This is a genomic window from Citrobacter sp. RHB21-C05 (assembly GCF_013889015.1).
Classification (GTDB): Bacteria; Pseudomonadota; Gammaproteobacteria; order Enterobacterales; family Enterobacteriaceae; genus Citrobacter_A; species Citrobacter_A sedlakii.
The window spans coordinates 4,155,896-4,179,032 of sequence record NZ_CP057611.1; the positions used below are offsets into that span (position 1 = coordinate 4,155,896).

Here is a 23,137-nt window from a genome sequence, read left to right on the forward strand (position 1 = left end):
TTTTCCGTTTTCTGAGACGTCCCCAGTATGGCAACCACGATCAGTTGTGTAGAGACATTAAAGTTGTATCCTTTAACCTGAAAAAGACTTTAAAGTTGTAAACTTTTAAAAAAAACACATACAAAACATGATACTAAGTGTGTATCACACGCTGTTCCAACATTATGCCTTGATGTTCTTGCAGGAACTGCAATTTACAGGAGGAAAAAGGTGTTTTTGTAGTTATCTGGCGTTACGTGACAGTGTTGGTCAGATACTTCCACCTCTTCAGAGTTAAAGTTTGATATATGGGAAAAAAACGCTCCCGGACGGGAGCGTAAGCCAGTGACTTCGGCGTCAAATGAGGGTCTAACAAGTGGAGCTGCGGGTTAATTCTGGGTGATCTGGCTGCGATGCTTTTCAGCCTGCTGCTGATGAATAACGGAAGATTGACCATTATTCGCCTTCTCATGCACAACAGCGGCTTTCTCATGCTCGTTCATTTCGGAAAATGATTTTGCTGTTTCGTTAGAAGCTGCTGGCTTGGATTTCATCATTTTTTTATGCATTTCAGCCATGTCCTGATGGGCAGCAGAATTGCCGTTTTGCATCATTTCATGGGACATTGCGGCCTGATCGTGACCGCTCATATCCATCATTTTCATGCTCTCCCCCTGAACTGCACTTTTTTCAGCGGATGATTGCATCTGATGGGCAGGCGCCTGGGCATTATTTACCTGGTCATGCATGTTCATTGTCTCTGCAGCCCAGGCAGATGAAGCGACAGCCATCATGGCAATAAAGGATACAAGGATCTTTTTCATGGTTGGGTCTCCGGTGTTTTCATACCCGAACAATCAATGCTTATAACAGAGAAAGCATTTGATCTCAGGGCTGGTTGATCATCACGCCAGGAACCGGGCGATTGAATTATCACGCTGTCCTGATTTATGGCTGATTATAAAAAACCGCCTCTGTTTATCGCGTGACTGAACGATGACATTTTTGTCACCTTCCGGGTTTCTCCTGAATAACGGTATTAATCCATTAACAGACGCACACTGAACACAATTTCCCGCCCCTGCTGTTCTGCTGACAGCTCGCCGCCGTGAGCATGAATGATCGACCTTGTAATTGATAATCCCAGCCCCGCGCCTTCCGTGTTGTAGAACCTTGATGAGTCTGCGCGATAGAACCGGTCAAACAAACGTTCCAGATTAGCGGGAACCTGGCCGGACATCGTATTCGTAATCATCACGTTCACACAGTCACTGTCACGCTCAAGGTGTATCGCTGTACAGGTGTTATCGGGAGAATACTTGATTGCATTGGAAAGCAGGTTACTGAAAGCACGTCGGAGCATATCGCTGTCTCCGGCAACAACGCCCTCTCCTTCAACCGTGATTGTCTTTCCTGTTTCGTCTGCCAGGGGCTCGAACAACTCACGTAATTCATTCAGTTCGGCTGCCAGATCCACATCATGTTTATCCAGCCGCAGCAGACCATGCTCTGAACGTGCCAGAAAAAGCATGTCACTGGTCATTCGTGACAACCTTTTCAGTTCTTCCAGGTTAGCGAATAAAATTTCGCGGTAATGCGAAACATCCCTTTCCTTAGCCAGTGCAAACTGCGTCTGCATCATCAGATTACTGACTGGTGTGCGCAGCTCATGCGCGATGTCAGACGAGAAATCTGACAGTTTCCGGAATGCCCCCTCCAGGCGATCAAACATATTATTGAACTCCTGCATGGTCTCAGAGATTTCCGGCGGAGCCAGATCGGGATTTAGACGCTGATCCAGGCTGTGTACAGTCATGGAGGAAGCCAGACTGGTCATTTCCCGTAACGGTTTCAGACCAATACGTGTGGTCAGCCAGCCCAGAAAAACAGAAATAAAGACCAGACCGATATTGAACCAGAACAGCCAGGTACTGAGTTTGTCCATCAACAGGGTGTGATACCCAGTATCCGTGGCAACCGTAATGATGACATGTTTGCTTTTACCCTGTTCCGGCGTCACGGCAACCCGCCGCGAGATACTGCGGTACACGGTGTTATTTTCTTCCGTCTGGATCATATAGTCGAGAATATCACCCGACTTATTAAGCAGGACCGCTGGAACAACAGAATTTTTGGCATAGAGTTCAACAATTTTTTCATTTTCCATGTTTTTTATAGAAATGAATAAACCATTGTGCCCTACCATCGCATCGTTTATTTTTTCTGATAATGACTTAATATCCGTTTTGTTCCGGAACGTCTCTGTTTTAAGAAACTCTTCGGTGAGCTGAAGTTTACCTGTCAGAAAATCGCGGTCCTGATTATCGAAATAGCCATTAAGGGTGCTAATCAGGATAAAACTTGATAACCACCATACCGTAAGCATCACCGCAGAAAAAATCAGGCTCAGGCGTGTGGTCAGGGAAATTTTGAACCTCACTCTTCTCTGATCTCCAGGACATATCCGGCACCGCGAACGGTATGGATCAGTTTTGGCTCAAAGTCATCATCAATTTTACTTCTCAGACGTCTCACGGCGACATCAATCACATTCGTATCACTGTCAAAATTCATGTTCCAGACCAGGGACGAGATAAGACTCCTGGGTAACACTTCTCCGGTGCGTTGCAGCAGCAACTCAAGCAGAACGTATTCTTTACCGGTGAGATGGATCTTCTTCCCCGAACGGATCACGGTCCGGCGCACCATATCAACGGTCATATCGGCGATGGTGCAGACTGTTGCGGCCTGCGAGCGTGCCCGGCGCAGTAGGGTTCTTACACGTGCAACCAGCTCCGTAAAATCAAAGGGCTTAATCAGGTAGTCATCTGCGCCAAGCTCCAGTCCTTTCACTTTGTCCCGCACGTTGTCCTTTGCGGTTAAAAACAGGACCGGTTCTTCGTGCCCGGACTCCCTCAGTGCGCTGATGATTTGCCACCCGTCGAGGAAAGGCAGCATCACGTCCAGTATTATCAAATCATACTGTCCCTTCGACGCGGCCCCGAGACCATCGCGGCCATTATTAAAGAGATCGGCCTGATAGCCTTCCTCAACCAGTCCCTGCTGCAGGTAACGACCTGTTTTTTGTTCGTCTTCAACGATTAAAATACGCTGCATGGTCAACTCGCTGATATGAAAGTAAAAATCTCACGCATGAGCTTTGGCTGTCCCCTAGCTGACCTGAGACGGAGCAAGCATTCCGAGCCACGCTACGGCGCCCAGAATGATAATCGCAACAACGAATTCTGTCAGGATGCTGTTTCGCATCAGGGCAACGCTGCGATCATAATTCCCTTCCCTGACCATAACTTCAAGCCGGGGACCCAGGTGAAACCGGTTTGCTGCAGCCAGAAGAAGCATCAGAACAAACAGAGCCGTCTTGGCAAGCAATATCCTCCCCCAGGAACTGTTGAATAAGGGAGTTAAGTTACCCTCAGCAATATACAGATAGTTGACCAGCGCACTCAGGATCAGGGCTACAACAATCACCGTTCCTGCCGTGGCAAATTTTGCCAGGGAGTCAGATATCACAATGACGCTCTGTGCATTATGCTCGTTTCTGCGCATCAGCAGGATAGCAAATGCAACCAGAGCACCTGTCCAGGCACCTGCAGCGCCGAGATGGGTCAGATCGCTCAGTAAATGGAGATAGTAATGCAGACCGTCATGCATAACGGCGTGTCCTCCCCAGGCAAGTGTAGCCAGCGCCACGCCCCCACTCATCGTCATCAGCAGGCAGGACAATACTCTCTTATTAGTGTAAAGGAACAAAGCACCGAGTGTGGTAAACAGGGCACAGAGCCTGACAATCCAGCTAATACCCACATCAGTTTCTTCTATCACCATCTCGATAACATGGATGGATAATTCTCTGAGGTCAGTTACTCCACTCATGGCATTAGATACCAGGAGCATATTAATGCCAGTAAGAATGATGCCTGTAACAACAGCAAAGGTTATAAACGACCTGAAATTAGTCAGGTTATAGGTTTCATGTCTGACACCACTTATTCCATATATCTGAAAAAATGGCAATCCAAATATTACCATCAAATCCAGATAAAGAAGAAAACGAATAACAATCATAATCAGGTCGTTCATAATATTACTTCACTGTAAAGGTGTAATTACCGGTAATAGGGTGCGTATCTGAAGAAACCGCGCGCCAGTCAACACGATAAGTGCCAGCGGGTAAAGGCTCTCGCGGAATAATGACCATCGATTTAGGGTCAGCGCCTGGCGCCACTTTTGCCGCGACCGGCATCGGAGAATGTGATGACATGCCTTTCATACCCGTCATCGTTAATTTTGCACCTGAGAATTTCACGGTCAGATTTTCCGAGAAATTAAGCTGAATCTTTTCCGGGGCCGCTACGGCTGAATCAGCCTGTGGCACAGAGCTTTTTAATTCCGGATGGGCCATAGCAGAGAAAGCAACGCCCATAACGAGGCCACCTGTAAGAATGGCTTTATTTAAAATCGACATTTTATTTACCTGTTTAGTTGAGTGTTTTATATCAGTGCGTTAAAACCAGATTCTGGCTCCCGCCAGGAATACTACCTGATGGTCTTTCTCACCTTCTCTTTTCGCCATATCGGATGTTTTCCCGTAAAGTTGATTCCAGGAAACGCCTATATAGGGTGCAAACTCACGGCGTATTTCATAGCGCAGCCGGAGCCCCAGCTCTGTGTCAGTCAGTCCCCTGCCGCGACCCCGCGATTCATCATCCTGACTGTAGAAATTCACCTCATAGGATGGCTGGAGTATGAGCCGGTTAGTCAGTAAAACGTCGTATTCTCCTCCCAGACGAAGGGCTGCTTTTCCGCCATTACTGACAAAACCCGTAATTTCAGACTCAAAATTATAGAGTGCCAGCCCCTGAAAACCGACAGCAGCCCAGGTCCGGGCAGAAGCAGGTCTGAAATCCTGCCTGACACCCGCAACCAAATCCCACCATGGGCCAACCGCATGTCCCCAGAGTAACTGCGCTTCAGCCGCCTCCGTTTCCCCATTGCTTCGTTCACCTTCACTCTTTAGCCAAATCCGATCTGTGTCGCCTCCAATCCAGCTGTTAACACTCCAGCTGAAATTGTTGGTGTTATCCGACCGTTGCCATTCCAGTTGATCCAGCAGAACCAGATAATTAATCGCACTGTCGTGAATCGCATGCCCCTGTAAATTGCCGAATGCAGCCTTCCGGTCGGCATCGGTAACAGGCGGAATTGGCGTTCTGCTCTCAGTTACAATGGGCTCCATTGACGTCATCTCAGTGAAATTCTCATCTGCTGGCATCTGCATGGCAGACATGTCGTGCCCGGCGTGGGGATCTGCAGAGACGGAGCCCGCCGCAATAGAAAGCTGTGAGGTAAACAAACCGGCGACCAGAACAGGTATGGCCTTCAAATTTCTCTTCATTCGCATCATTCCTCCACCCGGACTTCACGAAACATTCCCATTTCCATGTGATAGAGCAAATGGCAGTGATACGCCCAGCGGCCAAGCGCATCTGCTGTCACTCTGTAACTGCGTTTTGTACCAGGGGGAACATCTATTGTGTGTTTACGAACCATGAAATTACCGTTTTCATCTTCCAGATCGCTCCACATACCATGCAGGTGAATGGGGTGAGTCATCATGGTATCGTTGATCAGCGTGATCCTGAGCCGCTCACCGTATTTCAGCAGCACCGGTGCGGCATCTGAAAACTTGATTCCGTTAAATGACCAGGCAAACTTTTCCATGTGGCCGGTTAAATGCAGTTCTATGGTACGGCCAGGTTCACGTCCGTCAGGATCCTCAAAGCGGCTTTTCAAATCCGCGTACGTGAGAACCTTTCTTCCGTTATTTCGAAGACCAATACCCGGATCATTTAATTTCGGAGAGACGCTCATCGCCTGCATATCAACCAGTGGGTTATCCGTTTCTGACGCAGGATGACTTTGCATACCCGGCATTCCGGCCATCCGGGAATGATCCATACCGGCCATGCTGCTGTGATCCATGGGCGCGGAGGATGTCCCGCTATCCGGAAGGTCAGCACCGTCCATAGACATCATCTCTCCGCTGTTATCCATGCCTCCCATCTGGCTGTGGTCCATTCCTGCCATATCATGTCCCATTCCCCCCATACCCATATCTTCCATGGTCAACAGAGGACGGGGATCGAGGGGGGGAACGGCAGCACTTAACCCCTCTCTCGTGGCCAGTGTCCCTCGAGCGTAACCGGTCCTGTCCATGGATTGTGCGAAGATGGTATAGGCCTCACCCTGAGGCTCCACAATGACATCATAGGTTTCGGCAACGGCAATCCTGAATTCGTCAACGGTAACCGGGTTTACATACTGGCCATCTGCAGCCACGACCGTCATTTTCAGCCCGGGGATACGGATATCGAAATAGGTCATTGCCGAGCCGTTGATAAACCGTAAGCGTATCTTTTCACCGGGACGGAACAGTCCGGTCCAGTTTTTCAGCGGGGCCTGCCCGTTCATGAGATAGGTGTAGGTGTAGCCACTGACATCCGCGAGGTCAGTCGGATTCATTTTCATTTCAGCCCACATTTTCCGATCGGCAATGGTGGCTGACAGCCCCCTGGTATTCACGTCGCGGAAAAAAGAGCCAACGGTTGGTTTATTGAAATTGTAGTAATCCGACTGTTTTTTTAATTTTTTCAGCAGGCTGTGAGGATTTTCATCGGTCCAGTCAGACAACATGACCACATGCTCACGATCGTAAGCAAACGGTTCTGGCTCCCTGGCATCGATGATAATGGCACCGTATACCCCCTCCTGTTCCTGCAGACCGGAATGGCTGTGGTACCAGTAAGTCCCGTTCTGCTTAACCTTAAAGGTGTAAACGTAGGTATCATCAGGCTCTATGCCCATAAAACTCAGCCCCGGAACACCATCCATATTGGCCGGAAGAATAATGCCGTGCCAGTGAATGGACGTCTGTTCATTAAGACGGTTTTTGACCTTCAGGGTAATGGTGTCACCTTCTTTCCAGCGAAGAACGGGCCCCGGCAGGCCTCCATTGATTGTTTTGGCCTGACGCTCACTGCCCGTGATATTGACGGCCGTTTCACCAATGGTCAGGTCAAACTGAGTACCCTGCAGGGATGCGGCAACTGGCAGGCTCAGACTGGAACGCGCATTGAAACTCCATACGCCAAGACTTCCGGCTACGCCAGAGAGGGTTAACCCCTTCAGGAAAGTTCGTCGAGACGTTTTCAACAGCATGCGCATTCCCTTATTTAAAGTATGGTTACTGACAGAATTCGAGAACCGATTTAAATTAAATTACTGGTTCATCCACTTACAATGAAATGAATCTAGCACACCTTAAGAAACAAATTCATTACAATCGTGTAATGTACATAGCTGTATTACATTTACGTCATCTTCCCCACAGGTTGATTATTTTTATATATGATCATAAGGACATCTTTTATGTACCTCAGAAGGTAATTACACATGAATATATTAATCACGACCACTGCGTTTACAGCTTTATTTTGTGGGGCAGCTTTTGCTCAGTCCAGTGATATTGCCCATGAAGCACATCGATTTGTTAATAATGCCTCAGCCGTCAGTCATGTGAATTCCTCGACGCATGAAAATTTACCGGACAGGGTTAATAAAAACAACACGCCCTCATTCTCTGAAATGAATGAACATGAAAGGGCCATTGTTGCTCATTCATTTATGAACAACAGCGCGTCCTATGCGCATCAGAAAATGATTGAGGAACATAAAAAAATGCTGTCCGGCAGTGATGCAAATTCAAAGACCTCGTCTTCTTCTTTTAACGAACTGAATGCCGGAGAAAAAGCCGCTCTCGTGCATGAGCAGGTCAATAATGCCGGTGCGGAAGCACATCAGACGCAGGCAAGAAAGCTTCGCGGGCTGTATTCGACCAGGTAACTGCAGGCGGGTTAGTGCTTAGCGTCAGGTGCGCAGCAGGGCTTTACTGACGGGTTACGTAGCAGGACATGAGCCCCATATTGCTCTGCCGTAACCTGTTTCAGTCCCGTTAATCATCACCGTCGGGCTGGTCATACAGTTCCCAGAGCTTCAGGAGCAAACGGGAAACAAGATATGTTACAAAAATGACGACCATCAACGGTGCTCCCGATTAACTGACAGATGACACGCCTCCTGAAAACCCCTAGCATACGCCGCAGTGTTCATGCTAACGGCGAATTCCAGTAAATGTATTCTACCGATGTCGTAAAAGAAAATGCCTACCTTTCAGCCACCCGCTCGGGGCTGGAATCGAACGAGATCGCTACTCTTCAGCGCTCCTTGCCTTCCCGGTTTAATCTGCGGCATTTGAAAAAAAATGAATCATTAAAACTCGTACTGCAAAAGAAAGCGGGAAAATCACGTGTCGTGGCCTATAAATTTACGTCCGGTTCATTTAATTACACGGCGTATCGTATATCAGATAAAAAGTTCTATAACCTTTCCGATACTTCCGGGAAAGGCAGTCTCGATTATCCGTTACCGGCCACAGCAAGACTCAGTTCGCCTTTCAATCCTGCAAGACTTAACCCGGTATCGGGAAAAGTGAGTCCCCATAATGGCATTGATTATTCCATGCCCATGAACACGAAAATAGTCAGCGTCATCGACGGAAAAATCACCCGGGCCGAATACAACAGTACCATGGGATATTTTGTTGAAGTAACGGGAAAAGCCGGTGTTAAAACTCGCTATCTCCACCTCAATAAAATACTCGTTACTAAAGGGGCCAGGGTTACCCGGGGAGACGCTATTGCGTTATCCGGTAACAGCGGACGTTCATCCGGTCCTCATCTGCATTACGAGCTGGTCATCAATAACAATCCTGTTAACTCACTGGCGTTCCGGACGGCGGCACCCGCTGATAACAAACTCGAACAGCATGCCTTTGCGCATGCCAGAGACTACGAACGATACCTGGACTGATAACGGGACCGCGACGCGGTCCCGTCTGCCGGATTAATTTTTTTTATCGTTTTCACTTCCGTGATGTTGATGATCTCCATGCCCCCCGTGACCGTGGAAAAGATGCATGAGCGGACAAAGCAGCAGTAACAGATATGGCCAGTAGCCTGCCACATGTGACCAGTGTTCGCGCAGGAGAGCAAATGCCGCAATCGCGGCGACAGCAATAAGCGCATAGGTGGTACTTTTCATACCGGACTCCTTCTGTTCGTAACTGACCCTTCACTCAGGGTTATTTCCCGAGCCTGACACTTTTCAGACGCAACGCATTCACAATGACGCTGACGGAGGAAAGAGCCATGGCCGCCGCCGCAATAACTGGCGACAGCAGTATTCCATACACAGGATAAAGCAGACCTGCAGCCACAGGCACGCCAAGTGCGTTGTAGATAAATGCAAAAAACAGATTCTGTCGGATATTTTTCATGGTGATTTCTGACAGATGACGGGCCCTGTTCAGTATCATCAAGTCGCCTTTGAGAAGGGTGACTCCGGCACTTTCAATTGCCACATCTGTACCCGTTCCCATGGCTATACCCACGTCAGCCGCTGCCAGCGCCGGGGCATCATTCACACCGTCTCCGGCCATCGCAACCACATGGCCAGACGCTTTCAGTCGGGTTATCACTGCTTTTTTGCCATCCGGCAGAATTCCGGCTTCAACCTCATCTATTCCCAGTTTCCGTGCGACTGCTTCAGCAGTAAGCTGGTTATCCCCGGTGAGCATAACAATGCGGATCCCCGCCTGACGCAAAGCTTTAAGCGCATCCGGCGTGGTTGTTTTCACGGGATCCGAGATAGCTATCAGGCCTGCAAGGTCCCCGTCTGTGGCCACATAGATAACGGTAGCGCCTTCCATCCGCAACGTATCCGCAACGGCCTTTTGATTATCAATAACGATACTGTTTTCCTGCATAGCCAGTTCATTACCAATAACAACCCGTTGACCTTCGACATCGCCTGAGACACCTTTACCCGACGGTGCATCGAAATGAGTGACTGCGGGTATTGCGATCCCCTTTTCCTGTGCTGCTTTAACTACTGCCATACCCAGCGGATGCTGCGAGCCTTTTTCCACTGCGGCTGTTACACGCAAAAGAGATGTTTCCCCACCCGGATTGAGACTGATAATCCCTGTCACCGTAGGCGAACCTTCCGTGAGCGTGCCTGTTTTGTCGACAACCAGCGTGTCCACTTTTTCAAGACGCTCAAGGGCTTCGGCATTCCTGATTAACACCCCGGCCTGGGCTCCTTTGCCCACCCCCACCATTATCGACATCGGCGTGGCCAGCCCCAGCGCGCAGGGACAGGCAATAATCAGGACCGACACAGCCGCAATGAGACCGTGAGCCATCCTGGGCTCGGGCCCCCAGACAGACCAGATCACGAAAGCAACAACCGCGATAAGTATCACCAGAGGAACAAACCAGCCTGAAACGCTGTCAGCCATTCTCTGGATGGGGGCACGCGAACGCTGTGCATCAGCGACCATCTGAACAATTCGTGAGAGCATTGTTTCATCACCGACTTTCTCTGCACGGATGATGAGACTCCCTGTCTGATTAATGGTCCCCCCGATGACAGGGTCACCCTCCGTTTTGGTAACCGGCATAGATTCCCCGGTCACCATCGATTCATCAACGGTTGTTTTGCCTTCGATCACAATACCGTCGACCGGAATACTCTCTCCTGGTCTGATGCGGAGCTTATCGCCAGGCAGAACATCTTCCGCATTAATATCCGTTTCATGACCGTCATGATCCAGCCGCCTGGCGGTTTTGGGGGCAAGATTCAGTAGTGCAGTAATGGCACCTGAGGTTTGTTCCCGTGCCCGCAGCTCAAGAACCTGTCCCAGCAGAACAAGCACCGTAATAACTGCTGCGGCTTCAAAATAAACGGCCACCAGGCCATCCATGTTTCTGAACGATGCAGGAAACCAGGAGGGGAAGACGGTTGCAATGACGCTGTACACCCAGGCTACGCCGGTGCCCATTGCAACAAGGGTAAACATATTCAGGGAGCGGTTACGTAACGACATTCCGGCCCGGGCGAAGAATGGCCAGCCACACCACAACACGACAGGAGAGGCCAGAAGCAGCTGCAGCCATGTGTTGTACTGTGGCGGTACTGTATTCCTCAAGGCGGGAAACAGATGAGATCCCATTTCGAGTACCAGAACCGGAAACGCCAGCAACAACCCCAGCCAGAAGCGTCTTGTCATGTCGCGAAGTTCATCACTTGGCCCCGTGGATGCCGTAGCTACGAGCGGCTCCAGTGCCATTCCACAGACAGGACAGCTTCCGGGACCACTGCGGCGTATCTCCGGGTGCATCGGACATGTCCACACACCTTCAGAATTCTCTTTCTCCGCCTGGTGGTGAGGCTGTTTTATCTGATCAGGGCTGACTTCGTGATGATCGTGGTGATGGTGATGGGAATGTTCACTGGCATCTTCGGTAAGATAACGATCGGGATGGGCTTTAAATTTACTCTCACAGCTGGCGGAGCAGAAATAAAGTTGATGGTCCTGGTATCGAATGCTGCTGTGCGCCCTGTCGGGCAGGATGGCCATCCCGCACACGGGATCTCTCACCTTATGCAATACGTGGCCCTCGTCCGGGGATAATGTCTGCTCAGAAGCAGTCTGGTTGTTGTGTTGCACTGCATTGTCATTTTTCACAGTAACTCTCCTTATGCATACCGAAGCATCTTCTGTCTTCAGGGTATGTCATGGATGCGATTACCACGAATATCGCCGGCACAGGAGTGCCTGCTACCGGCGTCCCGTTATCAGCCGTTCCGCTGACTATTCGATTCGCTGGAAGACTTTTTTACTTCCATCCGGTGAGAATGCGATAACATCGTAAGCCTCTTTTCGGGCTCCCATCTCCATTCCAGGACTTCCTGCTGGCATACCGGGGGTGGCGAGACCGTATATACCCGAACCAGACTGCATTGCCTTATGTATCGTTGTCGCAGGCACATGGCCTTCAATGATCAAATTACCGGCAACCGCGGTATGACAACTTCGTAGTCCTGCAGGAATAGCATGCTTTTCTTTCAGGGCTGACAGCGCCTGATCATTCATGACGTGAGTTCGTACTTCAAACCCGTCTTTTTCCATCGCCTTGCCCCACAGGGAACAACAGCCACAGTTTTCAGATTTGTACATATCAATCACTTTTTCACTCGCCATTGCGGGCAGTGAAAGGCCGAGAGCCAGGGCCACCAGGACCACTTTTTTCATACTCACCTCTGTATATTATCGATATAACCCCTGACGTCAGGATGAATCAGTACAGAAGGGCACCCACAGAGGATGCCCTTACAGGGTTATGACACGCTTTTTTTATGTCTGCGCAGCCAGATTAATTTGTAGGCGGCAGGAATTATGAACAGGGACAGCAGCGGAGCCGTGATCATCCCACCAATCATGGGTGCCGCGATACGGCTCATGACTTCTGAACCTGCACCGGTTCCCCAGAGTATTGGCAGCAGACCCGCAATGATCACCGCCACGGTCATGGCTTTCGGCCGGACACGCAGCACGGCACCATGATAGAGGGCTTCATCAAGACCTTCCGGTGTGAACGTCTCTTTACGGGACAATTCCGGGTGCGCTTCAATGGCATGACGCAGATACATCAGCATGACCACGCCAAACTCTGCTGCCACCCCGGCCAGAGCGATAAACCCCGTTCCGGTTGCGACAGACATATGGAAGCCCTGCCAGTACAGGAACCATATCCCGCCAACCAGGGCGAACGGCAGGCTCATCAGGATCAGCAGGGCTTCATCAACCCGGCGGAATGCCAGATACAACAGGATGAAGATGATCATCACCGTCATCGGCACCATCAGCTTCAGTTTCTTGTTGGCATGCTCAAGCAGTTCAAACTGTCCGGAGAATGACACGCTGGTACCCGGTCTCAGTTTCACTTTCTGACTGATCGCCGTTTTAATGTCATTAACCACCGACACCATATCCCTGCCGCGCGCGTCAATGTAAATCCAGCTGGCTGGACGGGCATTTTCCGTTTTCAGCATAGTCGGCCCGGAAACGACCTTAATATCCGCAACATCGCCCAGCGTGATCTGCTGCTTCATCGGGGTCAGGATCGGCATCTGTTTCAGGGCCTGCGGGCTGTTCCGGTAATCCTGCGGATAGCGGATATTAATCGGGTACCGGGCCACGCCTTCAACCGTTTCCCCTACCGTCGCGCCGCCGATGGCTGATGAGATGAACAGCTGCACATCGCCCACCGTCATTCCGTAGCGGGAGGCTTTTTCCCGGTTGATATCCACATCAATGTAGCGCCCGCCTTCCAGTCGCTCTGCGAGAGCAGACACTACGCCGGGTACGGTTTTGGCGACCGCTTCGATACTCTGCGCCGTTGCATCGATATCGGACAGAACCGTTCCGGACACCTTGATACCTATCGGGCTTTTGATCCCGGTTGAGAGCATATCAATACGGTTACGGATTGGCGGCACCCAGAGGTTTGCCAGCCCCGGTAAACGGACGGTCCTGTCGAGTTCTTCAATAATCTTGTCAATCGTCATGCCTGGACGCCACTGATCCTCTGGTTTGAGCTGGATCGTGGTTTCAACCATTTCGAGCGGTGCGGAATCCGTGGCGGTCTCTGCTTTACCGGTCTTGCCAAATACAGAGGCCACTTCAGGAACGCTTTTGATTAACTTGTCCGTCGTCTGCAGGAGCGCTGCAGCTTCAGCCGGAGAGACACCCGGCAGGGTCGACGGCATATACAACAGGTCGCCCTCGTTAATCTTCGGCAGAAACTCACCGCCCACCTGGCTCAGCGGCCAGATAACGGTGAAAATGGACAAGGCCGCAACCAGCAGGGTTGTTTTTGGCCAGTGGAGAACCCGCAACAGCAATGGATGATACGCTTTGATCAGTACCCGGTTCAGGGGGTTACTGGTCTCTGCAGGAATTTTCCCCCGGATCCAGAATCCCATCAGAATCGGAATGACGATGATGGCCAGCGCGGCCGCGCCCGCCATGGAGTACGTTTTCGTGAATGCCAGCGGGCCAAACAGACGTCCTTCCTGACCTTCCAGGGTAAAGATAGGAATAAAGGACAGGGTGATGATCAGCAGGCTGATAAACAGTGCGGGTCCCACTTCAACGGAGGCATCGGTAATCACCTTCCAGCGGGTGGCGTTGTCAATCTGCTCACCCGGATGCTGATGATCCCACTCCTCAAGCCGCTTATGCGCATTCTCAATCATCACAATGGCGGCATCCACCATCGCACCGACGGCAATCGCTATCCCTCCCAGCGACATGATATTGGCGTTCAGTCCCTGGAAGTGCATGACGATAAAGGCGATACACAGACCAAGCGGCAGAGAGATAATCGCCACCAGGGCAGAACGTACGTGCCACAGGAACAGGGCACAGACGATGGCCACCACGATAAACTCTTCCAGAAGTTTGGAACTGAGGTTATCAATCGCCCGGTCGATGAGCTGGCTGCGATCGTAGGTGGTCACGATTTCAACGCCTTCCGGCAGGCTGGCCTTCAGCGTCTCAAGTTTATCCCTCACTGCCGTGATAACGTCGCGTGCATTTTTACCCGACCGCAGGATCACCACGCCGCCAGCGACTTCGCCCTGGCCGTTCAGCTCGGCAATACCACGCCGCATTTCAGGCCCGGTCTGCACGCGGGCAACATCCCGCAGATAAACCGGCACGCCGTTCTCGCCTGTTTTCAGGACGATGTTATTAAAATCATCAATGCTCTGAAGATAACCGCTGGCACGGACCATATACTCAGCTTCGGCCATTTCAACGGATGAGCCACCGGCCTCCTGGTTAGACGATTCAAGGGCCTGTTTCACTTCGGGCAGGCTGATACCATACTGAGACAGTTTTACCGGATTGACCTGAATCTGGTACTGTTTCACCACGCCGCCAACCGAAGCGACCTCAGCCACGTTCGGGATGGTTTTCAGCTCAAATTTCAGGAACCAGTCCTGCAGAGAACGCAGTTCTGAAAGGTCGTGTTTTCCGCTGCGATCGACAAGGGCATATTCAAATATCCAGCCCACCCCCGTGGCGTCCGGACCGATTTCAGAACTCACACCGGCGGGCAGTTTTCCCTGTACCTGGTTCAGGTACTCCAGCACGCGGGAACGGGCCCAGTACAGATCGGTGCCGTCTTCAAAAATGACATACACATACGAATCACCGAACTGTGAAAAACCACGCACGGTTTTTGCGCCAGGCACGGACAGCATGGTGGTGGTAAGTGGATAGGTGACCTGGTTTTCTACAATCTGCGGGGCCTGGCCGGGATAGCTGGTTTTGATAATGACCTGCACATCTGACAGGTCAGGCAAGGCATCGACAGGCGTGTTAATAATCGTCCATGTGCCCCAGATGCTGAGAAACAGGGCCCCCATCATGACCAGGAAACGGTTGGCGACAGAGCGCCGGATAATCCATTCAATCATCGTCGTCTCCTCAGTGCCCTGAATGCATATTTACAGGCTGGTCAGACATTGCTGGCATACTGCTTTCTGTTTTTTCAGGGTGGCGCATACGTTCCAGTGCGCCCGTAATATTGGCTTCAGAGTCAATGAGGAACAGGCCACTGACCACCACGGTATCGCCTTCATTCAGGCCGGAGCCGATGCCGGACTGTTGCTGTGACTCATGCAGAACGTGGATCTGTTTCGGCACAAACTTGCCTTCATCATCAACAGTAATCACGCGCTGTTCTTTGCCGGTATCGATAACGGCCTGGCTTGGTATCAGCAGCATCTCCTGGCTTCTGGTATTCAGTTTCAGATAGGCATTCATGCCCGGCTTGAGAAACTCATCCTTATTAGAAACCTGGAGACGGACCTGAAGCGTACGGGTTGTCTGATCCACGCTGGGAAGAATATTCCATTTTTCGACATGGAATGTTTTATCCGGATAAGCCGGTACCGAAATTTCAAACTGCGACGTATCTTTCAGCAGATAGGCGATAGATTCTGGCACTGCAGCGCTGATCCAGACCGGGTCCATTCCCTGAATCTGAGCCACCACCTTATCTTTCGAAATATTCATGCCGGTGCGCAGGTCAAATGCAGTAATGACACCATCAATAGGTGCTTTAATGGTAAAACGGGTCTGAATGCTCCGGGTAGAACGCAGTCTCTGAATATCCTCTTCCGGCATACCTGCCAGGCGAAGCCGTTCCAGAACGCCTTTAATTTGCGTGGAAGTACCACCGGTGCTGGATAACAGAAGGAATTCACTCTGTGCTTCCACCCAGTCCGGAATGGTAATATCGATAAGTGGCGTCCCCTTCTTCACATGATCGCCAATCGTCATGGGGTAGACTTTTTCGACAAACCCGTCAGAACGCGCCTGCACAATAACAAACTGATACTCGTTATAGCTGACATTAGCCGGGATTGTCTGAGAATAATTCAGCATTCCTCGCGTGACTTTTTGCGTTTTTAATCCCAGATTCTGAACCTGGGTTGGGTCGATACGGATCCCGCCACTGCTTTTATCGCCACTGTCATCAGCATATTTTGGCACCAGGTCCATATCCATAAAGGGCGATTTTCCGGGTTTATCAAATTTGGTATCCGGTTTCATTGGGTCATACCAGAAAAGCACCTTTCGTTCCGGTGCCTTTTGTTCTGTTTTTTCTGTCTTTTGTGCTGAGTTTACATACTGCCAGGCAGTAACCGATATCAGCCCCCCTGCTATGAGGCTGCTGATAATTATTGCAGCATATTTTATCTTTAAAGAAGCCATACAATTTTCCGCTAAAAAATCAAAACACCTGGCATATGCGCCTGACGGTTAACTCACACATATACCTATGTGAATGTACAGGCGCACAGGATGTAATCGCTCCGGACAGCCAATCAGGACTGCGTCACGTTAATGCTTTTAAGTAAAGAAATATTACCCTGCTGAATAAACGAGAAATCGACATGGTTGCCGGTTTTCAGGGCATTGATAGCGTCGTCTGCATTAACAAAAGTGAAGCGCATGGTCATTGCAGGCCAGCCCACCGCAGGGATTGCTTCGTGCGAAATGGTGATCTTTTTACTATTTATATCAATTTCTTTAACGACACCGGTGCCCTTGATAACCTGCTGTACCGAAGCATCACTGGCAGTATTCATATCGCCATGCTGATGTGTTTCAGCATGAAGACCGGCAGAAAACATGACAGAGAAGGCACCAAATAAAACGGCTTTAAGTGAATTACGCATTTTAAATTTCCTGATTAATGAAATAAATTTACTCTACCCAACCGCCACCCAGTGCGGTAAACAGATTAATTTCGTTAACCTGCCGGGAATAGGTAAGATCGAGAATGGTTTGCTGCGTAGCGAAGAGAGAACGCTCTGCATCCAGCACTTCAATGTAACTGACAGCACCACTGGAATATAATCCTCTGGCACGCTGGAGAGTTATCTGAAGTGAATCAAGATAACGCTGCTGTGACTCAAGTTGCTGGCTAAGGCTGTCGCGCAGCGCAAGCGTGTCGGAAACATCCTTAAAGGCTGACTGAATTTTTTGTTCGTAATTAACCACCGACTGTTGCTGGCGAATTTCAGCCAGCTTCAGATTGGCTTTATTCCTGCCAGCATTAAATATAGGAATTTCAATTTTAGGGATAAAATTCCACATTCCACTTCCTGACGTAAACAGGCTGGACAGCTCCGTACTGCTTGCGGAAAGACCACTGGTCAGGGTAATTGAGGGGAAAAAGGCCGCTCGCGCTGCGCCAATATTGGCATCAGCCGCTTTCAGCTGATATTCCGCTTCCATAATATCCGGTCGCTGCAGCAAAATTTGTGAAGACAGATTTGGTGGCAATTTTACTGGGGCTATCTCCCCGCCTTTCATCCCTTTTTCTGACGGAAGTGCGCGGTACGTTCCCAGCACCAGTTGCAGGGCATTGTTTGCCTGAGCCAGATCGCCTTCTCGTTTGGCTATTTCGGCGCGGGTACTTTCGATTTGTCCTCGCGCCTGTTCAAGTGCCAGAACGTTCGTACTCCCGGTCACGAGCTGCTGCTCAACGAAAGCATAGGACTGTTGATAATTTTTCAGCGTTTCCCGCGCAATACGAAGTTGTTCGTACGCCAGTTGCTGGCTGAAATAGCTTTGTGAAACGTTGGATACCAGCAGGATGTGTACGGCCCGACGGGCTTCTTCGCTGGCAAAGTAGTTCTGGCGATCAGCATCACTCATGTTCTTAAGTTTGCCGAAAAAATCGAGCTCATAACTGAACTCCAGACCTGCGCCGTACTCCTGTGTGGTCGGCTTGTCACCTTTCAGACCACCGCTGTATGTGATCCCGGATGAGGCATTCAGCTGGGGATAACGATCTGCATCCGTGACGTTGAACTGGGCCCGGGCCTCTTCAACCTTCAGTGCAGCCATTCTCAAATCACGGTTATTAGTCAGGGCTTCAGTAATCAGCCGGGTGACCTGGGGATCGACAAAAAAGTTACGCCAGCCCGTATCCTGATAGCCATTCACCGCTGGCGTCAGGCTGTTACGGGACAGTGAAAACTGCTGGGGTACCGGTGCTGCCGGACGCTGATATTCAGGCGCCAGAGAGACACAACCAGCCAGAATGAAGATTGTGCTGATGCTGAGTAGTTTTAATTTGAACATATTGCTTCTCGTCCAGGCAGACCTGGTAAATGGTTCAAATGAAGTTCAGAGTATTACCAGGGTTACTTTACAGAATGCACTCTGTTTGTCGGGTGACAGAATAATGACAATGTTGTCATTTTTACGGTAATTCGTTGATTACGATCGTGTGCGCAATAGAATGACATTAGCAGCCAGACGGGGAGCAAGATGAAAATATTGATCGTCGAAGACGAAATTAAAACAGGTGAATATCTCAGCAAAGGGCTTACAGAGGCAGGGTTCGTAGTGGATCACGCTGATAATGGTCTTACCGGATATCATCTCGCCATGACAGCCGAGTATGATTTAGTCATTCTGGACATCATGCTGCCTGATGTGAACGGCTGGGATATCATCCGCATGCTGCGCACTGCCGGAAAGGGTATGCCGGTCTTACTACTGACGGCCCTCGGCACGATCGAACACAGGGTCAAAGGACTGGAACTGGGTGCGGACGATTATCTGGTTAAACCCTTTGCGTTTGCCGAACTGCTGGCCCGGGTGAGAACCCTTCTGAGGCGGGGAAACGCGATGATCACGGAAAGCCAGTTTAGGGTGGCTGATCTCTCGATGGATCTCGTATCCAGAAAAGTCAGTCGCGCCGGAAACCGCATTGTGCTCACCAGTAAAGAGTTCAGCCTGCTGGAATTTTTCATTCGCCATCAGGGCGAGGTTCTTCCCCGTTCCCTGATTGCCTCTCAGGTCTGGGACATGAATTTTGACAGCGACACTAACGCGATTGATGTCGCCGTAAAGCGACTCCGCGCTAAAATAGACAACGATTACGGGACAAAGCTGATCCAGACTGTCCGGGGCGTGGGCTATATGCTGGAGGCCCCGGATGCATAGCAAACCTTCCAGGCGCCCTTTCTCACTCGCCCTGCGGCTGACCTTTTTTATCAGCCTGTCCACGATACTGGCTTTTATCGCCTTCACCTGGTTTATGCTGCATTCTGTTGAAAATCATTTTGCCGAGCAGGATGTCAGCGATCTTCAACAAATCAGCACTACCCTGAACCGTATACTGCAGTCCCCGGTGGATCCGGATGAAAAAAAAGTAAGCAAAATAAAGGAGTCGATTGCCAGCTACCGCAACGTTGCCCTTTTGCTCCTCAATCCCAGGGGGGAAGTGCTCTTTAGTTCAGCGCAGGGGGCGGCACTACACCCGGCCGTGAATTCCGCAGATTTTAGCGAGCACAGCCGCGCACGGGATGTCTTTCTCTGGACGGTGGAGGATCCTGCGAGACCGATGGATACCGGGTCTGAAATGAAGATGGAAACATACCGGATTATCGCCTCCTCTGGCCAGGCGATATTTCAGGGCAAACAGCAGAATTATGTCATGCTGACTGGCCTCTCCATTAATTTCCATCTCCATTACCTCGATGCGCTGAAAAAAAATCTGATTGCGATCGCCGTCGTGATAAGCCTGCTGATTGTTCTGATCATTCGCATCGCTGTCCGTCAGGGGCACCTGCCCCTTCGTAATGTCAGCAATGCCATTAAAAACATCACCTCCGAGAATCTTGATGCGCGGCTGGAACCGACACGCGTTCCCATTGAGCTGGAGCAACTGGTTATCTCGTTCAATCATATGATTGGAAAGATTGAGGACGTCTTTACCCGCCAGGCCAATTTCTCTGCCGATATCGCGCATGAGATCAGAACGCCCATCACCAATCTGGTGACGCAGACTGAAATCGCACTGAGTCAGGATCGAACCCAGAAGGAACTTGAGGATGTCCTCTACTCCAGTCTTGAAGAGTATAACCGGATGACCAAAATGGTCAGCGACATGCTGTTTCTGGCACAGGCGGACAATAACCAGCTTATACCTGACAGGGTCCGTTTTGACCTCAGAGCAGAAGTCATGAAAGTCTTCGAGTTTTTCGAAGCCTGGGCCGAAGAACGCAATATCACGCTCAAATTTAACGGGATGCCCTGCCTGGTTGAGGGAGATCCACAAATGTTCAGAAGAGCGATCAATAATCTGTTATCCAATGCCCTGCGTTATACCCCGGAGGGACAGGCCATCACAGTCTCAATAAGAAAGCAGGAGAGCTTTTTTGACCTTGTGATTGAAAATCCAGGGAAACCGATCCCTGAAGAACATTTATCAAGGCTGTTTGACCGTTTTTATCGGGTGGATCCATCCAGACAACGAAAAGGAGAAGGCAGCGGCATCGGCCTTGCGATTGTGAAGTCAATCGTGGAAGCACATCACGGAAGAGTGCAGGTGGAATCAGACGTACGCTCCACGCGTTTTATCTTATCCGTGCCCAGACTGGAGAAAATGATCCCGGAAACCCAATGCTGAAAATAAAGATGTAAATGACAAAGATGTCATTAGCCTGTCATGCAGCAAACAGAAGCCATTCGATATAATTAGTGCAACTTATCAGGAAGGCTGGATTGCTTCATCAATACCCGGCGTCAGAGTACGCCAGGAAATGAATATCCAGCCCTCTTCCGGAGAAATAAACGCTGCCGAACTTGTTTCAGTTATGGAACTGAAAACACCGGTTGTACTTCCCCGGACATCACTAATTCAGAAATGGAGAGTTATCATGAAAAATATCGTATTAGCATCTTTGCTGGGCTTTGGTTTAATTTCATCGGTCTGGGCCACTGAAACCGTGAATATCCATGATCGCGTCAACAATGCACAGGCTCCTGCTCACCAGATGCAGTCTGCTGCGGCTCCTGTCGGGATCCAGGGGACTGCTCCTCGTATGACCGGTATGGACCAGCATGAACAGGCCATTATTGCTCATGAAACCATGACGAACGGCTCGGCGGATGCGCACCAGAAAATGGTGGAAAGTCATCAGAAGATGATGGGAAATAACACGGTATCCACGACCGTCCCGTCAACGTCTTACGCGGCGATGAATGAGCATGAAAGAGCAGCGGTTGCCCATGAATTCATGAATAACGGGCAATCCGGCCCACATCAGGCCATGGCCGAAGCGCACCGCCGCATGATCAATGCAGGCTGAATGCGACGGTAGTATCCGTGCTGTTACCTTTTCCCTGATAGATTTTCCTGAAACAACGTTGCTACATTTTTGCCCCCCGTCAGGGGGCTTTTTTGTCTGACTCAGCTACACTTAACCGGTACCTGTCTGAAAGGAATTATTATATGAAAATCAAAAACACCCTTTTTGTAATATTAATGTTATCCCTGCCTGAATCGCCACGGGTTTAACAGACACCTCAGAGTCATTTAAGATGGCTTAAAGAGAGGTGCCCATGAGCGGTAAGCGTTATCCCGAAGAGTTTAAAATTGAAGCAGTCAAACAGGTTGTTGATCGCGGTTATTCTGTTGCCAGCGTTGCAACACGTCTCGATATCACCACCCACAGCCTTTACGCCTGGATAAAGAAGTACGGTCCAGATTCTTCCACTAATAAAGAAGAGTCAGATGCTCAGGCCGAGATCCGCCGTCTCCAGAAAGAGCTGAAGCGGGTTACCGACGAACGGGACATATTAAAAAAAGCCGCGGCGTACTTCGCAAAGCTGTCCGACTGAGGTACGCCTTTATCCGTGACAACACCTGTTGCTGGCCTGTTCGCCTGCTCTGTCGGGTGCTGGATGTTCATCCCAGTGGTTTTTACGCCTGGCTTCAGCAGCCGCATTCACAACGCCATCAGGCAGACCTGAGGCTGACAGGGCAGATTAAACAGTTCTGGCTGGAATCGGGATGCGTCTATGGTTATCGCAAAATCCATTTGGATCTGCGGGACAGCGGGCAACAGTGCGGAGTGAACAGAGTCTGGCGACTGATGAAACGTGTCGGGATAAAGGCTCAGGTCGGATACCGGAGCCCGCGGGCACGTAAAGGCGAGGCCAGTATCGTGTCGCCCAACAGGCTCCAGCGACAGTTCAATCCGGATGCTCCGGATGAGAGTTGGGTAACGGACATAACCTACATCAGGACCCACGAAGGCTGGCTGTATCTTGCCGTGGTTGTTGATCTGTTCTCACGCAAAATTATCGGCTGGTCCATACAATCCCGGATGACAAAGGACATTGTCCTGAACGCACTGCTGATGGCTGTATGGCGGCGTAATCCCCAAAAACAGGTGCTGGTTCATTCGGATCAGGGCAGTCAGTACACAAGCCATGAGTGGCAGTCGTTCCTGAAATCACACGGCCTGGAGGGCAGCATGAGCCGTCGCGGTAACTGCCATGATAATGCGGTTGCAGAAAGCTTTTTCCAGTTGTTGAAACGTGAACGGATAAAGAAAAAAATCTACGGAACGCGGGAAGAAGCCCGCAGCGATATTTTTGATTACATCGAAATGTTTTATAACAGTAAGCGTCGGCATGGTTCTAGCGAACAGATGTCACCGACAGAATATGAAAACCAGTATTATCAACGGCTCGGAAGTGTCTAGATTATCCGTGGCGATTCAGTTGGCTATCTACAAATCAGAAATGCTCGCAAAGGCATCATGAGAGATATTTACAGAATTTAGGGAG

The 23,137-nt window shown here is 50.2% G+C and carries 20 protein-coding genes; 6 read left to right on the plus strand and 14 right to left on the minus strand.

Going from position 1 to position 23,137, the window contains the following annotated elements; genetic code table 11:
• Positions 1–368: 368 nt before the first annotated feature.
• From pcoE to pcoA, 7 genes are all read right to left on the minus strand, one after another.
• Positions 369–803 carry a copper resistance system metallochaperone PcoE gene (gene pcoE / locus HVX72_RS19810; protein WP_004388336.1) on the minus strand — a complete coding sequence of 145 codons (435 nt, stop codon included), beginning with the start codon at positions 801–803 and terminating at the stop codon, positions 369–371.
• A 215-nt stretch (positions 804–1,018) separates the two neighbouring features.
• Positions 1,019–2,419, minus strand: coding sequence for a copper resistance membrane spanning protein PcoS (gene pcoS / locus HVX72_RS19815; RefSeq protein WP_049042647.1), 1,401 nt, complete (start codon positions 2,417–2,419; stop codon positions 1,019–1,021).
• Positions 2,416–3,096, minus strand: a complete 681-nt coding sequence (gene pcoR / locus HVX72_RS19820; protein WP_001188930.1) for a copper response regulator transcription factor PcoR — start codon at positions 3,094–3,096, stop codon at positions 2,416–2,418. The genes pcoS and pcoR overlap by 4 nt, the downstream gene beginning before the upstream one ends.
• 54 nt (positions 3,097–3,150) lie before the next feature.
• The gene (gene pcoD / locus HVX72_RS19825; protein ID WP_229692861.1) at positions 3,151–4,029 is read right to left on the minus strand and encodes a copper resistance inner membrane protein PcoD; all 879 of its coding nucleotides are present in this window, start codon (positions 4,027–4,029) and stop codon (positions 3,151–3,153) included.
• Between the two features lie 55 nt (positions 4,030–4,084).
• Complete coding sequence (gene pcoC / locus HVX72_RS19830; RefSeq protein WP_000025662.1) at positions 4,085–4,465, minus strand: copper resistance system metallochaperone PcoC; 381 nt, start codon at positions 4,463–4,465, stop codon at positions 4,085–4,087.
• Between the two features lie 39 nt (positions 4,466–4,504).
• A complete protein-coding gene (gene pcoB / locus HVX72_RS19835; protein WP_001378118.1) occupies positions 4,505–5,395 on the minus strand; it encodes a copper resistance outer membrane transporter PcoB in 891 nt (296 codons plus the stop codon).
• A 5-nt stretch (positions 5,396–5,400) separates the two neighbouring features.
• Positions 5,401–7,218, minus strand: a complete 1,818-nt coding sequence (gene pcoA / locus HVX72_RS19840; RefSeq protein ID WP_000925242.1) for a multicopper oxidase PcoA — start codon at positions 7,216–7,218, stop codon at positions 5,401–5,403.
• Positions 7,219–7,452: 234 nt separating this feature from the next.
• Here pcoA and HVX72_RS19845 point away from each other — a divergent pair, with 234 nt between their 5' ends.
• Both HVX72_RS19845 and HVX72_RS19850 read left to right on the plus strand, forming a co-directional pair.
• Complete coding sequence (locus HVX72_RS19845; RefSeq protein WP_001023257.1) at positions 7,453–7,902, plus strand: copper resistance protein; 450 nt, start codon at positions 7,453–7,455, stop codon at positions 7,900–7,902.
• Between the two features lie 288 nt (positions 7,903–8,190).
• Positions 8,191–8,928: a peptidoglycan DD-metalloendopeptidase family protein gene (locus HVX72_RS19850; protein ID WP_004388332.1), complete on the plus strand. Its 738-nt coding sequence runs from the start codon at positions 8,191–8,193 to the stop codon at positions 8,926–8,928.
• Positions 8,929–8,961: 33 nt separating this feature from the next.
• Here the strand turns inward: HVX72_RS19850 and HVX72_RS19855 are convergent, their stop codons facing one another.
• The 7 genes from HVX72_RS19855 to silC form a co-directional block, all read right to left on the minus strand.
• A complete protein-coding gene (locus HVX72_RS19855) occupies positions 8,962–9,159 on the minus strand; it encodes a DUF2933 domain-containing protein (protein WP_004388331.1) in 198 nt (65 codons plus the stop codon).
• A 40-nt stretch (positions 9,160–9,199) separates the two neighbouring features.
• On the minus strand, positions 9,200–11,647 hold the full coding sequence (silP, locus tag HVX72_RS19860) for an Ag(+)-translocating P-type ATPase SilP (protein ID WP_049042645.1): 2,448 nt from the start codon (positions 11,645–11,647) through the stop codon (positions 9,200–9,202).
• A 126-nt stretch (positions 11,648–11,773) separates the two neighbouring features.
• Positions 11,774–12,214, minus strand: coding sequence for a DUF411 domain-containing protein (locus tag HVX72_RS19865; protein WP_009654300.1), 441 nt, complete (start codon positions 12,212–12,214; stop codon positions 11,774–11,776).
• A gap of 86 nt (positions 12,215–12,300) precedes the next feature.
• Positions 12,301–15,447 (minus strand): Cu(+)/Ag(+) efflux RND transporter permease subunit SilA, encoded by a 3,147-nt coding sequence (gene silA, locus HVX72_RS19870; RefSeq protein ID WP_000574029.1) that lies wholly within the window; start codon positions 15,445–15,447, stop codon positions 12,301–12,303.
• A 10-nt stretch (positions 15,448–15,457) separates the two neighbouring features.
• Entirely contained in the window at positions 15,458–16,750 is a 1,293-nt protein-coding gene (gene silB / locus HVX72_RS19875) for a Cu(+)/Ag(+) efflux RND transporter periplasmic adaptor subunit SilB (RefSeq protein WP_000157620.1), read from the minus strand.
• Between the two features lie 113 nt (positions 16,751–16,863).
• A complete protein-coding gene (cusF, locus tag HVX72_RS19880; RefSeq protein WP_008786772.1) occupies positions 16,864–17,217 on the minus strand; it encodes a cation efflux system protein CusF in 354 nt (117 codons plus the stop codon).
• Positions 17,218–17,245: 28 nt separating this feature from the next.
• Complete coding sequence (gene silC / locus HVX72_RS19885; RefSeq protein WP_126957227.1) at positions 17,246–18,631, minus strand: Cu(+)/Ag(+) efflux RND transporter outer membrane channel SilC; 1,386 nt, start codon at positions 18,629–18,631, stop codon at positions 17,246–17,248.
• Positions 18,632–18,820: 189 nt separating this feature from the next.
• Between silC and silR the strand changes: the two genes are divergently transcribed.
• The 4 genes from silR (at position 18,821) to HVX72_RS19905 (ending at position 23,052) form a co-directional block, all read left to right on the plus strand.
• Complete coding sequence (silR, locus tag HVX72_RS19890; RefSeq protein WP_038633715.1) at positions 18,821–19,501, plus strand: copper/silver response regulator transcription factor SilR; 681 nt, start codon at positions 18,821–18,823, stop codon at positions 19,499–19,501.
• Positions 19,494–20,969, plus strand: coding sequence for a copper/silver sensor histidine kinase SilS (gene silS / locus HVX72_RS19895; RefSeq protein WP_032433718.1), 1,476 nt, complete (start codon positions 19,494–19,496; stop codon positions 20,967–20,969). Before silR ends, silS begins: the two co-directional genes overlap by 8 nt.
• 250 nt (positions 20,970–21,219) lie before the next feature.
• Positions 21,220–21,651 (plus strand): silver-binding protein SilE, encoded by a 432-nt coding sequence (gene silE, locus HVX72_RS19900; RefSeq protein WP_038633721.1) that lies wholly within the window; start codon positions 21,220–21,222, stop codon positions 21,649–21,651.
• A gap of 253 nt (positions 21,652–21,904) precedes the next feature.
• Positions 21,905–23,052 (plus strand): IS3 family transposase gene (locus HVX72_RS19905; protein WP_096755719.1). Its coding sequence is split into 2 segments (ribosomal slippage): positions 21,905–22,142 and positions 22,142–23,052, totalling 1,149 coding nucleotides; the frame shifts between segments, so codons are not numbered across the junction.
• Positions 23,053–23,137 lie beyond the last annotated feature (85 nt).

What these genes read in the sequence shown, in the direction of transcription:
- pcoE (WP_004388336.1), bottom strand. Translation starts at nt 803, where the DNA reads ATGAAAAAGATCCTTGTATCCTTTATTGCCATGATGGCTGTCGCTTCA.
- pcoR (WP_001188930.1), bottom strand. Translation starts at nt 3,096, where the DNA reads ATGCAGCGTATTTTAATCGTTGAAGACGAACAAAAAACAGGTCGTTAC.
- pcoD (WP_229692861.1), bottom strand. Translation starts at nt 4,029, where the DNA reads ATGGTAATATTTGGATTGCCATTTTTTCAGATATATGGAATAAGTGGT.
- pcoC (WP_000025662.1), bottom strand. Translation starts at nt 4,465, where the DNA reads ATGTCGATTTTAAATAAAGCCATTCTTACAGGTGGCCTCGTTATGGGC.
- pcoB (WP_001378118.1), bottom strand. Translation starts at nt 5,395, where the DNA reads ATGAAGAGAAATTTGAAGGCCATACCTGTTCTGGTCGCCGGTTTGTTT.
- pcoA (WP_000925242.1), bottom strand. Translation starts at nt 7,218, where the DNA reads ATGCTGTTGAAAACGTCTCGACGAACTTTCCTGAAGGGGTTAACCCTC.
- HVX72_RS19845 (WP_001023257.1), top strand. Translation starts at nt 7,453, where the DNA reads ATGAATATATTAATCACGACCACTGCGTTTACAGCTTTATTTTGTGGG.
- HVX72_RS19850 (WP_004388332.1), top strand. Translation starts at nt 8,191, where the DNA reads ATGTATTCTACCGATGTCGTAAAAGAAAATGCCTACCTTTCAGCCACC.
- HVX72_RS19855 (WP_004388331.1), bottom strand. Translation starts at nt 9,159, where the DNA reads ATGAAAAGTACCACCTATGCGCTTATTGCTGTCGCCGCGATTGCGGCA.
- HVX72_RS19865 (WP_009654300.1), bottom strand. Translation starts at nt 12,214, where the DNA reads ATGAAAAAAGTGGTCCTGGTGGCCCTGGCTCTCGGCCTTTCACTGCCC.
- silA (WP_000574029.1), bottom strand. Translation starts at nt 15,447, where the DNA reads ATGATTGAATGGATTATCCGGCGCTCTGTCGCCAACCGTTTCCTGGTC.
- silB (WP_000157620.1), bottom strand. Translation starts at nt 16,750, where the DNA reads ATGGCTTCTTTAAAGATAAAATATGCTGCAATAATTATCAGCAGCCTC.
- cusF (WP_008786772.1), bottom strand. Translation starts at nt 17,217, where the DNA reads ATGCGTAATTCACTTAAAGCCGTTTTATTTGGTGCCTTCTCTGTCATG.
- silC (WP_126957227.1), bottom strand. Translation starts at nt 18,631, where the DNA reads ATGTTCAAATTAAAACTACTCAGCATCAGCACAATCTTCATTCTGGCT.
- silR (WP_038633715.1), top strand. Translation starts at nt 18,821, where the DNA reads ATGAAAATATTGATCGTCGAAGACGAAATTAAAACAGGTGAATATCTC.
- silS (WP_032433718.1), top strand. Translation starts at nt 19,494, where the DNA reads ATGCATAGCAAACCTTCCAGGCGCCCTTTCTCACTCGCCCTGCGGCTG.
- silE (WP_038633721.1), top strand. Translation starts at nt 21,220, where the DNA reads ATGAAAAATATCGTATTAGCATCTTTGCTGGGCTTTGGTTTAATTTCA.